Below are 12,131 nucleotides of genomic sequence, written 5' to 3'. Positions count from 1 at the left end.
CTACCGGGGCTAAATAAAATAAAAATGTTAGAAATCGAACTTAAAAAGTTTTTAGATAATTATTTTGATACATTAATAGAATATAAGCATGTAGCATTAAGAACAAATTCAATTTTGTTTAATGATTTAAAAAGATGTACTTCAGAAGATTCTAAAATGAAATTTGCTTCCTCTTTAATTTTAAGAGATTGGAGTGGTGAAACAGATAATGGATACGCATTTGCTTATCCTACAGATAGTATGTTGTATACTGCTAAAGAAGATTATGCTGAGTTTATATATGATTTAATTTCTAAACAATTTTGTTTATTTTATGTTCAGTCTTTTGAAGGTTTAGAAAGATTGCTGAAAGATATGATATTTCAGTTTGCATCTATTGATGAAGTATTGAAAAATGCGATTGAGAATAAGTTATATAATAATCAATTTTTTTCTAGAAATAATATGCCAACTGGAGATAAACTTTTAGAAATTATTGATGAGTATTTGGATTCGTTCTTATATCAAAAAGGAAATTTAGAATTCGATTTAAAAACTGCATATTTTGTTTTGTCGAAAACTAGACATAACATAGTTCACAACAATTATATTTTAACAAAATCAAAAATATTTTGCTCAACTAATAAGAAAGAATTATTTGTTGATTTATTTATGTATAATGAAGTTGATAATGAAAATATCAGAGTTAAATTAGATATTTTATATTTCAAGAATCTAATAGATTTTATGTGTCAGTTTAGTTTTCAAATTTTTAAAAAATTGTGTTTGAAAAATAACTTAAATTGGGAGGTTTATAAAGGGATGGATAAGAGAAATAAATAAAAGATTAATCATGTCAACAATCGCTACACAATTTGGAATTCAAGAAGCTTTAAAGCAATTAGGAATTCAGGAAGTAAATGAAGGAACTTCTACGGGAATTCATTTTTTCTCAGAAGGAGAGGTTTTGGAAAGTTACTCTCCAGTAGATGGAACATTAATTGCGAAAGTAAAAATGACTTCAGCTGCTGATTACGAACAAGTAATGCAGACAGCCTCTGAAGCTTTTAAAACCTTCCGTTTAATTCCGGCTCCAAAACGTGGCGAAATTGTGAGGCAATTTGGCGACAGATTACGTCAAAATAAAGAAGCCTTAGGGAAATTGGTTTCTTATGAAATGGGTAAATCCTTGCAGGAAGGTTATGGCGAGGTTCAGGAAATGATTGATATTTGTGATTTTGCCGTGGGATTGTCTCGTCAATTACACGGATTGACGATGCATTCGGAAAGACCTAATCATCGAATGTATGAGCAATACCATCCACTTGGAGTGGTTGGAATCATTTCGGCTTTTAATTTTCCAGTAGCTGTTTGGTCTTGGAATGCAGCTTTGGCTTTGGTTTGTGGCAATGTTTGTGTTTGGAAACCTTCAGAGAAAACACCGCTGTGTGGTATTGCTTGCCAAAGCATTTTAGCACAAGTTTTACAAGAAAATAAGTTACCTGAAGGAATTTCGTGCTTAATTAATGGCGATTACAAAATAGGAGAATTATTAACTACGGATTCTCGAATTCCATTAATTTCTGCTACAGGTTCAACCCGAATGGGGAAAATAGTAGCGCAAACTGTCGCTGCTCGATTAGGTAAATCGCTATTGGAATTAGGAGGAAATAATGCAATCATTGTAACTCCTGATGCCGACATCAAAATGACTATTATAGGTGCAGTTTTTGGTGCCGTGGGAACAGCAGGTCAGCGTTGTACTTCGACGCGTCGTTTAATTATTCACGAAAGTATCTATGAAAAGTTGAAATTGGCCTTGGTGGCTGCTTACCAACAGTTGCGTATAGGAAATCCATTGGATGAAAATAATCATGTGGGACCTCTTATTGATGCAGATGCTGTGGAAAAATACAACAAAGCATTAGAAAAAGCAGTTGCTGAAGGGGCTACTATTCTGGTAGAAGGACGAGTGCTTTCTGGTTCGGGATATGAAAGTGGATGTTATGTTCAACCGGTCATTGTTGAAGCGGATAATGCTTTTGAAATTGTCCAAAGCGAAACATTTGCTCCGATTTTGTATTTAATAAAATACTCAGGAACAGTTGAAAATGCTATTGCTCTTCAAAACAACGTTGCACAGGGATTATCTTCGGCAATAATGACAAACAACTTGCGTGAAGCGGAACTTTTCTTATCCGTTGCAGGTTCTGATTGTGGAATAGCTAATGTCAATATTGGAACTTCCGGAGCCGAAATTGGTGGTGCTTTTGGTGGAGAAAAAGAAACAGGCGGCGGTCGTGAATCGGGTTCTGATGCTTGGAAAGTCTATATGCGCAGACAAACTAATACGATTAATTATGGTACTAGCTTGCCTTTGGCACAAGGAATAAAGTTTGATTTGTAGCTAGGTATAGAGTGAGTTAAAAAAGACAATTAAACCAATTCAATTGTCTTTTTTGGCTTTGTTTTTCGTTTACAAATTAAATGAAGCACCTATATTAAAAGTAAATTGATTGTTCAAAAGGTCAAATCCAGTAGCTTCTGGTTTGTATTTGGAAATTGGAAAACCAATTTCGCTTACAACTCCAAAGCCATCTGTAAAGAAATAACGAACCCCTAAATGACCACCAAAATTTCTCAACCCTAAATCCAGCCCAGGATAAATATCTAATTTTTCGTTACTATCGAAGATGTTACCAATATTGGCATTAAAGCGAATTTTTAGATCGAATCTGTCTCCAAAATCAGGTTTGTTACCAAGTGCGTCATTACTAACCGACAGTAAATAGGAAATAGTTCCGCCCACCGAAATGTTTTCGCCTAATCCATAATCATTTGATATTCTAATTCCGGAACCATGTTCTTGAAGATTGGCCACGATATCAAATTTTTGATCCGTTTTTCCTTTATAAGCTTGAGCATTTGCCAAGCCAATTGATAGTATTCCTAATAATACAAATATTTTTTTCATAGTATGAGTTTGAAAGTAATACAATTAATTTCTGCCCTTTTCGTCAAAATACAATTGGTGTAAGGGCTCGCTTTGCCAAAATTCTTTGGTATCAATGTCCATAATGGTCAAAGGACCTTTAAAAGCAGCTCCAGTATCAACATTCCAAATACATGCTTTTTTGATTGGGATCGTTTTGTTGATTCGTGTCACAGGGGTGTGACCTATATAAATTTCGTTGTATAAAGTGAGTCTTTTAGGGTAGCTTACATCATTTGGATTGATGCTAGTATCTAAAGCTAAAGCCGTTTCCCATAAGGTTCTGTCCCAGTAAAATAGTTTTGGAAAATATTCATAATTTACTCCATTCATATTGGTAAATCCTGCATGAATAAACAAGCGTTGTTTGTCATCCAGATGATAATCCTGTAAAGATTGTAAGAACTCAACATGTAATTGTTTGTTTTCAGTACTTACTTTTTCGTACGCTAGTACAGTGGCTTCTCCTCCGTGATTGTACCATAAAAGGTTGTCTTTGCTGTCTTTTAACCAATGGAGTAGTAATTCATCATGATTGCCTCTAATGAAAATACAATCATTGGTACTGTTTAATTCTATTAAATAATCCAATACTTGCGGAGATTGACTCCATCCATCTACATAATCCCCAAGAAAAATGAGCTTATCCTTTTTTGTTACTTTGGCTCTTTCCATTATTTGATGCAGAGCACGTAATCCGCCATGAATGTCTCCAATAACTAATGTTCTCATTTTTTAAAATCTTCTTTAGTTTTTCAAGATAGTAAAAATATATAAAACTGTTTAGAGGAACTTTTATTTAAGATAATTATTTAAGATTTTGAGTTTTTTCAATGGGTATTATTAGTGCTAAAAATACCCACTTTTGGTGATTTTTTTTGTGATATTTTTTTTATATTTTTATGCAAAATATTGAAAATCAATACTTTTAATTATAAGAAAAAGTATATATAATGGATATTGGTTTTCTTGAAAGCTGTAAAGGTCTAGTTTTTAATGATTCAAGTGGGAAGAATTTAACTTTATTAATGGGTTTACTTTTAAAAAGGATAAAGGATGAAAAATGAACTTTCAGATTACAAACATGCTCTTGACGAATCCTCAATAGTTGCTATTACAGATCAAAAAGGGGTGATTATTCATGCTAATGATAACTTTTGTCGAATTTCGAAATACACTAAAGAAGAACTTTTAGGTAGAGATCATAGAATTATCAATTCAGGTTATCATTCTAAAGATTTTATAAGAAATTTATGGAGGACTATATCGAGAGGGAATATTTGGAAAGGAGAATTAAAAAATAAAGCTAAGGACGGCACAACCTATTGGGTAGATACTACTATTGTTCCCTTTATAAATGAATATGGTAAACCTTATCAATATGTTGCCATACGTTCGGATATCACTGATAGAAAAAAGGCGGAAGAAAATTTAATTCGATATTCGACTGCTCTAGAAATTACAAATAAGCAGTTGATTGATTTTTGTAACATTGTTTCCCATAATCTAAGAGCACCATTAACTAATATAGCAATGTTAGTAGATTTTATTGAGCAGAGTGATGATGAAGAGGAGCGCAAAGAAATTCAAGTGAAAATCAAACCGGTAATCAACCATTTATTGGAGGTTTTTAACGAATTAGTAGAGTCGATTCAAGTACAACAAGATGCAGGTATTAAAATTGATGAAATTAATATTGGGGATTGTATTGCAAACAATTTAAGTTTTTTTGAAACTCAAATTAAAGAGTACGATGTTACTGTAAAAACAAATTTATTAGATGTTTCTTTAATTTATTTTCCACAAAAATATATTGATAGTATACTAACTAACTTGATTAGTAATGCTTTAAAATATCGTTCTCCCGATAGAAAATTAGTCCTAACAATTGAAGCCAAACAAGTAAAAGATAAATTTATATTATCTGTAAGCGATAACGGACTAGGGATTGATTTGGATATGCATAAGCATCATGTTTTTAAAATACGAAAAACATTTCATAGACACAAAGATGCAAAAGGATTTGGTCTGTATTTAATTAAAACTCAGGTTGAGGCAATGAGAGGTCGGATTTGGGTAGAGAGTAAAGTAGATGTAGGCAGTACTTTTTTTGTTGAATTTAAAAATTTAAAATTATGAAGACAATTAATAATATGACCTTAATTGATGACGATGAGGTTTTTGTTTTTTTGACTAAAAAAGCAATTGAAAGAACCCATTTAGTAGAATTGATTAGGGTTTTTAGTAATGGATTAGATGCTATTGATTTTCTAAGAGAAAATAGTAATAATGTGGATGCTTTGCCTGAAATTATATTGTTGGATTTAAGTATGCCAATTATGGATGGATGGCAATTTTTAGATCAATTTTCGAAGTTAGCACCTAAAATTGATAAAAAAATAATTATATATCTCTGTTCCTCGTCCATATCTCCTAATGATATTCAATTGGCTAAAAAAAATAGTTTAGTAACAGATTACGTAATTAAGCCTATTACTAAAGAAAAATTAATTGAATTGATAAAAAATATGATTGAAGATATGTGATTGAAATTCTGTTTTAGGTTTGTACATCATATTTCATTTTTCTAAGAACACGCATCGCTTCTTTAAACAAAGAATAAATAGCGGGAAAAGGTTTTAAGTAGGTTTTTGCGTCTATTAATTTTCTTTTGGCATCATCAAAACCATTGAGATAACAAATCATGAATGTAGAAGGAAGATTTTCTAAGTCTTTTAGTTCTCTTGGCGTGAGCTGCATGCCTTTTTTAAGTTTGTTTACTAATGCTTCGTTTGAATTATAAATATGAAAAAGCATTTTTTTATTGAAAACGGGTGGTTCAAATAACATTTTGCTTTCAATTTTATAATAGCCATTTTCAAAAAAATAAATAGTTTGTTGTTCTAAAGGGTAAAAACTGGTTTTATCATTTAATCCCAGTGGAATATATTCGATAATTGTAAAACTGTTTTGATCAAAAGAGATCGTTACTACATCCTGCGCCGAATAAAAAAGTTTAATATGCTCGTTAATTAATTCGATATCTACTCTTGATAAAAAGGTTTTATCTCTTACTGTTTTAGGAATTCCTGCCCAGCAAATAACAAATAATTCCTTGAAAACCTTGTACTTTGGATCCATATTTTTATGTCTCGAATTCATGAAATCATAGAAGCCGTCCAGCGTATATTGGATATTATTACGGGAATTATTTTCAAGGTCAATTACCGTTGCGGTATTTAAGTAGTTTTTTTCAATTTTATCTTCCGTAGGAGTGGTGTTACTTCCTCGCCTAATAAAAATACTATGAGCAGGAATAGTATGGATTCCTTTTTTAAAGGAGGATACTTTGTTTTTAGGCTTTATAGTTACTAAACCTATTACTTTATCCTTGGGTAAGTTGGGAAAAGGAACATTTTCGTACTGAATTTTTGGCGGATTGTCTAGGTAGGCATTTACAAGATTTTGGATATGGCTATCGTCAAAAAAATCAGTGCCTATAATTTCGTTGTCTTGGTCTTCAACTCCTACTACTATATAGGAATTGTTAGCCGGATTTGAATTTGACAGTCCGCAAATGTGTTTTAAGAATTTGGATTTTCCTTCTTTTGTGTGTAAATTTAATTGCCGTTTTTTGTCGTAAAAACTATTTTCATCATTATGAGCAAGCAAGTTTTTTATTAAAAGCCGTTTGTTAATCATTTGAGAGTAAGATTTACGATTTGATTTTTGAAAAACCTTATTTTTTAATACAATTTTATTGCTTTTATTACGTTGTTAAGATACTAATTTTAAATAAATCAAAGAAAATGAAAAAGATTAAATTTTGCCCTAAATCGTTTTTTATCATTGCTTTGCTTGCAATTTTTTTTACTGCCTGTAATGATAATGATGACGGAAATCAAACATCTAGAGTTATGGTTCGAATGGTAGATGCGCCAGGAGATTATGATGAAGTAAACATTGATGTCCAAGACATAATGATTAAAAAATCAGATGGTACCGATGATTCAGAAGGCTGGATAAGTATTGTTGATGATAATTTTACTCCGGGTGTATATAATTTATTAGACCTAACAGGAGGCGTAAGTCTTTTATTAGCTGACAATGTTGTTCCCTCTGGATATTTGGGACAAATTCGATTGGTTTTAGGAGAAAATAATACCTTAGTAAAAGGAGATCAAGTAATGCAATTAAGTACCCCAAGTGCTATGCAATCTGGATTAAAGTTAAATGTAAAACAAACATTGCTTGCAGGTGCAACTTATGAGTTTGTTTTGGATTTTGATGCTAGTAAATCTATTGTTTCTGCAGGTAGTTCAGGGTCGTATAATTTAAAACCTGTTATTCGTGTTTCGGCTGCTGCAACTTCAGGCGTGATAAAAGGGATGATTAGTCCTGTACTTGAAGGATATCAGGTTGCTGTTTCTGTACCAGTTGGGGATGATGTTATTACAACTTTTGCAGACGAAACTGGAAAGTTTCAGTTAAATGGTGTTCCTGCAGGGACTTATACTTTGACTTTAACTCCAGAAACGGCATCAGGAAAAACAGCCGTAGTAGTTAATGGTGTGGTTGTGTCCAATGGTCAAGTCACCGATGTAGGTTCAGTTACTTTTAATTAATTACAAAAAAAACAGCTCTTATGAGCTGTTTTTTTTTATCCTAATTTAAGAATAACACAAATAATATAAACCAAAAATCAATTCAGGATGTATTTTTTATTTCCTTACAAATTCAAAATATTGATCTGCAGAAGATTTTTCTAACTTAGCTAGTTTGCTAGAAGATTTTTTCAATTTTAAATGTGTGGCTGTTATAGACAACACCGTATAGGAAGGGTTGATTTCAACAGCATCTTGATCGTTATTAGTATTTACATAGTTTAAAAGTCCATCTTCCAAAGTATAATTGTAAGTTCGTGTGTAAGGTTCATCATCACAGTCACCATTTTCAGTTGTTTTAAATATTCCTTCTTTGGTAAAAATCCAATTGTCTTTTTTTGATGAACATCCGTTGACATAATCTGTAATATCATAAGGAATATTGTCATCACCAATACTTCCCCTTTTACTCCATTCCCAAGTTCCTACAATAGAAGGTTTTGTTTCTTCGTCATTTGAACAAGATAGATTTGTAAGTGCTACACAAAATAATAGTAGGCAAAGATTTAAAGCTTTTTTCATGATAAATAATTTTTTTAAGAATTTTATGATGTAAATGTACTTAAGTCATGTAAGTTTGTAGGGGATGACTTTATGAATGGCTGTTTTGACTTCATGAACCGTATTTTATTATTTGTTTTTCGAAGCATAAAAACAGTATTTTTGAATAAATAACATTTTACAGATGAAAGCTATAATCGTAGATGACGAACCTAAAGCGAGATCAATTCTTAAGAATATTATATTGCAATATTGCCAAGGAATCGATTTAGTCGAAGATGCTTCAAGTGTTATAGAAGCAGTTAAAATCATAAACAAACAAAGACCCGATATTGTTTTTTTAGATATTGAGATGTCAAATGAGAATGGCTTTGCTTTATTTGATTATTTCGATACTCCACCTTTTGAAACCATATTTTGTACGGCCTATTCAGAGTATGCATTACAAGCGTTTGAAGTTTCGGCAATCGATTATATTTTAAAACCTATCGCTATTAGTAAGGTTCAAAGTGCAGTAGAAAAAGCAATAAAAACAAGGGGTCAAAATAAAATTATAGACCAGATTTCTGTTTTAAAAGAGAACTTATCTGCGACCAAGTTGGAAAAAATAGGCTTACCATTATCAGATGGTTTAGAATTCATTAAAATTGATGACTTACTCTATTTTGAAGCTGATGGTTCATATACAAAAGTTGTTACTACAGCTGCTAATTATTTGGTTTGTAAAAAAATAAAAGATTTTGATGAGCTTTTGCAAAATGATAATCGTTTTTATCGGGTACATCGTTCTTTTTTAGTCAATATTTTAAAAATCTCTAAGTATAATAAAAAAGAGGGTGCTACACTTGTTTTTGAAAACGATAAATTAATACCTGTAGCGCGAGAAAAGAAAAATGATTTTGATGAATTTATAAGTGAAATGGTAGTATGAGAAAAAAATACACCTTTCTCTTATTCTGTAATTTAATTTTTTGTGTTGTTTTTTCACAAGAACATAATAGCACGCAATGGGCAAGTGATACACTAAAATGTTATCAACTAAATATAAAAATTGAGAATGAAAATAATCATCTCATTTGGATTCGCTACAATGATAATCTAAAAAAAATTAGTGCTCTTAATTTTAACTGCAAAGACCAGAAATTTCGAAAACAATTTCAAAAATATTATGCAACGGCTTTGCTTAATCAAGGTGCTTTTTATAATTATTGTGACCAATATGAATTAGCAATAGCTAATTATAAAAAATCATTTGTTGTTGCTAAGTCCATTCATTTTTATGAAGAGTGTGCATCGAATCTTCAAAATATTGGGACAGCTTTTGACTATTTAGGTAAGTTAGATAGCAGTTTAGTTTATTTTAAAAAAGCTTTAATCTTTGCAAATCAATCTAAAAACAAATCGAACATTGCTTATGTATTAACTGATTTAGGTCATGTCTATAATTTAAAAGGAAACACTAGCCTAGCTATCGAAAATAACTTGAAGGCGTTAACAGTATTTGAAGAAATTAAAGATTTTGAAGGCATAGAAAGAACCTATTTTGCTTTAGGAAGAATTTTTGATGGACAAAAAGAATTTAATAAAGCTATATCTTATTATAAAAAAGGATTGGTAATAGCTGTTAAAAATAATTTCGACAATAGAATCTGTGTAATACTAAACAGTTTGTCTAATTCTTTTTTTCAACTTAAGAAATTTAACGAAGCTGAAAGTTATGCTAATAAAAGTTTGATTATTGCCCAGAAAGACAATTTTGAAACGGCAAAAGCCATGTCTTTAATGCATTTAGGAGATATTAATTTTAGTCAAAATAAATTAGCTGTTGCGCAAACCTATTTTTTAGAATCGGCAAAATTATTTGAAAAGTATAAGGTTTATAATAGTTATGCCAAGGTTTTAATTCATCTTGGATTAATTCATCTTAAAAACGAAAATGTATTAGAAGCTTTCCAAAGTGCTAGTTCTGCCTTTAAAATTGCCAACACATCTAATTATCCTGCTGAGAAAAAAATGGCTTCAGAATTGTTGAGTGATATTCACAAAAAGAATAAGAATTTTAAAGAAGCCTATTTTTATCAGTCACTAGCAAAAACTATAGGTGATAGTATTTTTTATGATGAAAATAAAAGCAATGTTTTAAAATCTGAGTTCAAACACGAAACGGATAAAAAAGAAGCTCAAATTCAATTATTATCCCAACAAAAAACAATCACTGAACTCGAAAATCAAAAGCAAAAAACAATCATTCTTTTCGTAATTATTGGTTTGATTTTTACCATCATAATTGTTTTTTTAATTTTTAAGAGATACAAATCAAATAAAGAAAATGAACTGTTGAGGGTGACTTTTGAAGAAAGAGAAAAGACCTTGGAAGCAGAGAAAAAAGCAACCGAGAGTGAATTAAAAGCTTTGAAAAGCCAGATGAATCCTCACTTTATATTCAATGCGCTTAACTCTATTCAGGAGCAATTCATGTTCGGTGATAAACTAATTGCAAACGAACAAATGGGTAATTTTACGTATTTAACTAGACAAATTCTTTCCGTTTCTGGGAAAAAGAAAATTTCGTTGGCTACAGAAGTAGAAATTTTAACCAAATATCTTGAACTCGAAAAAATGCGTTTTGATACAGGATTTAGTTATTCAATTTCTATCGAAGATACTATTGACGACCAATATGTGTCATTATCGCCAATGCTTATTCAGCCTTTTGTAGAAAATAGTATCAAACATGGGCTGCTACATAAAGATGGCCAAAAAAAATTAGAAATAAACTTCCTATTAGACGATGAAGAGTATCTCGTATGTGTTATCGAAGACAACGGAATAGGTAGAAAGAAATCAGAAGAAATAAAAGCGAATAGTAAGCATAATTCTTTTTCAACCCAATCTATCGCACAGCGTTTACAACTTTTGAATGAATCTAAACCTATCGAAGACATTTTAGTTTATGAAGATTTAGTAGATGCAAAAGGTAATTCTTTGGGAACAAGAGTGCACGTAAAAATTGGGTTGTTAGACTAAAAACAGTAATTCTTTTGAACTATTTTTGAAATTAAGGATTCTAAATTATTCCCGTTGAACAAGAGTTGCCGAACCTTGAGCCGTACACATAACCACCATATCAGAAATGTTAACATGGTACGGTCTGGAAATGACAAAATGAATAATATCGGCAATGTCTTCGGCTTTTAGTGGTGTAAACCCTTTGTATACATTTGCTGCTTTTTCGGTATCGCCTTTAAAACGAACTTCACTAAACTCGGTTTCTACCAGTCCCGGATGAATAGCTCCAACACGTATACCATAAGGATTTAAATCCATTTTCATTCCTTTGTTTATAGCATCTACAGCGTGTTTAGTAGCGCAGTACACATTCCCGTTTGGATACACCTGTTTGGCAGCTGTAGAACCGATGTTAATGATATGTCCTGATTTTTGAGCAATCATTTTCGGAATGATAGCTTTAGATACATACAATAATCCTTTTAGGTTAATATCTATCATGTTTTCCCAATCGTCTAGATTCCCATCTTGAATAGGATCTAGTCCATGTGCATTACCCGCATTATTAATTAAAACATCAATATTTGAAAAGGTTTCAGGGAGTGAATCGATGTTTGCAAAAACCGCATTTTTGTCGCTTACATCAAATTCAAGGCTGTAAACACTAGTGTATTGACTCAGTTCTTTTTCCAATTCTTCAAGACGGTTTTTTCGTCTTCCACAAATGATAATTTTGTAATTATTTTTTGCTAAAAGTTGTGCTGTAGCTTTTCCAATTCCGCTTGTAGCTCCTGTTATTAAGGCTGTTTTAGTCATGATGTTGTATTTGAACTTAAGAATTCAGTTTGAAAATTTTGTTAGCGTATATTTTAAATAATAGGAATTAAAAAAATAGCAAAATTAGGTAGAAATATATAATTCTAATATCTATTTCTAAAGGCTTTACATTCTGTAAATTAGAATTGATTTAAATAGGTTTCTTTTTT

General features: G+C 31.3%; 12 protein-coding genes. 7 read left to right on the top strand and 5 right to left on the bottom strand.

Annotation, left to right across the window (positions count from 1 at the left end; all coding sequences use genetic code 11):
* The first annotated feature begins 24 nt into the window (after positions 1 to 24).
* Positions 25 to 822 carry a hypothetical protein gene (locus ACFPTQ_RS02405; protein WP_379773408.1) on the top strand — a complete coding sequence of 266 codons (798 nt, stop codon included), beginning with the start codon at positions 25 to 27 and terminating at the stop codon, positions 820 to 822.
* Between the two features lie 10 nt (positions 823 to 832).
* A complete protein-coding gene (locus tag ACFPTQ_RS02400; protein WP_379773406.1) occupies positions 833 to 2,386 on the top strand; it encodes an aldehyde dehydrogenase family protein in 1,554 nt (517 codons plus the stop codon).
* 69 nt (positions 2,387 to 2,455) lie between these two features.
* On the opposite strand, the gene ACFPTQ_RS02395 is transcribed toward ACFPTQ_RS02400, so the two are convergent.
* The gene (locus ACFPTQ_RS02395; RefSeq protein WP_379773404.1) at positions 2,456 to 2,953 is read right to left on the bottom strand and encodes a DUF6646 family protein; all 498 of its coding nucleotides are present in this window, start codon (positions 2,951 to 2,953) and stop codon (positions 2,456 to 2,458) included.
* 24 nt (positions 2,954 to 2,977) lie between these two features.
* Positions 2,978 to 3,703 (bottom strand): metallophosphoesterase, encoded by a 726-nt coding sequence (locus ACFPTQ_RS02390; protein ID WP_379773400.1) that lies wholly within the window; start codon positions 3,701 to 3,703, stop codon positions 2,978 to 2,980.
* A gap of 324 nt (positions 3,704 to 4,027) precedes the next feature.
* Here ACFPTQ_RS02390 and ACFPTQ_RS02385 point away from each other — a divergent pair, with 324 nt between their 5' ends.
* Positions 4,028 to 5,110, top strand: coding sequence for a PAS domain S-box protein (locus ACFPTQ_RS02385; RefSeq protein ID WP_379773397.1), 1,083 nt, complete (start codon positions 4,028 to 4,030; stop codon positions 5,108 to 5,110).
* Complete coding sequence (locus ACFPTQ_RS02380) at positions 5,107 to 5,517, top strand: response regulator (protein ID WP_278034556.1); 411 nt, start codon at positions 5,107 to 5,109, stop codon at positions 5,515 to 5,517. Before ACFPTQ_RS02385 ends, ACFPTQ_RS02380 begins: the two co-directional genes overlap by 4 nt.
* A 13-nt stretch (positions 5,518 to 5,530) precedes the next feature.
* Here the strand turns inward: ACFPTQ_RS02380 and ACFPTQ_RS02375 are convergent, their stop codons facing one another.
* Positions 5,531 to 6,673: an ATP-binding protein gene (locus ACFPTQ_RS02375; protein ID WP_379773394.1), complete on the bottom strand. Its 1,143-nt coding sequence runs from the start codon at positions 6,671 to 6,673 to the stop codon at positions 5,531 to 5,533.
* A 107-nt stretch (positions 6,674 to 6,780) separates the two neighbouring features.
* Between ACFPTQ_RS02375 and ACFPTQ_RS02370 the strand changes: the two genes are divergently transcribed.
* Entirely contained in the window at positions 6,781 to 7,596 is an 816-nt protein-coding gene (locus ACFPTQ_RS02370) for a DUF4382 domain-containing protein (RefSeq protein ID WP_379773391.1), read from the top strand.
* Positions 7,597 to 7,692: 96 nt separating this feature from the next.
* Here the strand turns inward: ACFPTQ_RS02370 and ACFPTQ_RS02365 are convergent, their stop codons facing one another.
* On the bottom strand, positions 7,693 to 8,157 hold the full coding sequence (locus ACFPTQ_RS02365) for a hypothetical protein (protein ID WP_379773389.1): 465 nt from the start codon (positions 8,155 to 8,157) through the stop codon (positions 7,693 to 7,695).
* A 163-nt stretch (positions 8,158 to 8,320) separates the two neighbouring features.
* Here ACFPTQ_RS02365 and ACFPTQ_RS02360 point away from each other — a divergent pair, with 163 nt between their 5' ends.
* Positions 8,321 to 9,067 carry a LytR/AlgR family response regulator transcription factor gene (locus tag ACFPTQ_RS02360; RefSeq protein ID WP_379773386.1) on the top strand — a complete coding sequence of 249 codons (747 nt, stop codon included), beginning with the start codon at positions 8,321 to 8,323 and terminating at the stop codon, positions 9,065 to 9,067.
* A complete protein-coding gene (locus ACFPTQ_RS02355) occupies positions 9,064 to 11,163 on the top strand; it encodes a tetratricopeptide repeat-containing sensor histidine kinase (RefSeq protein ID WP_379773383.1) in 2,100 nt (699 codons plus the stop codon). Before ACFPTQ_RS02360 ends, ACFPTQ_RS02355 begins: the two co-directional genes overlap by 4 nt.
* Before the next feature lie 45 nt (positions 11,164 to 11,208).
* Here the strand turns inward: ACFPTQ_RS02355 and ACFPTQ_RS02350 are convergent, their stop codons facing one another.
* Positions 11,209 to 11,961, bottom strand: a complete 753-nt coding sequence (locus ACFPTQ_RS02350) for an SDR family NAD(P)-dependent oxidoreductase (RefSeq protein ID WP_379773380.1) — start codon at positions 11,959 to 11,961, stop codon at positions 11,209 to 11,211.
* Positions 11,962 to 12,131: the final 170 nt, after the last annotated feature.

It is taken from the genome of Flavobacterium sp. GCM10022190 (assembly GCF_042656445.1).
In the GTDB taxonomy this organism is placed as follows: Bacteria; Bacteroidota; Bacteroidia; order Flavobacteriales; family Flavobacteriaceae; genus Flavobacterium; species Flavobacterium nitratireducens.
This window is presented reverse-complemented; position numbering and strand designations above follow the sequence as displayed.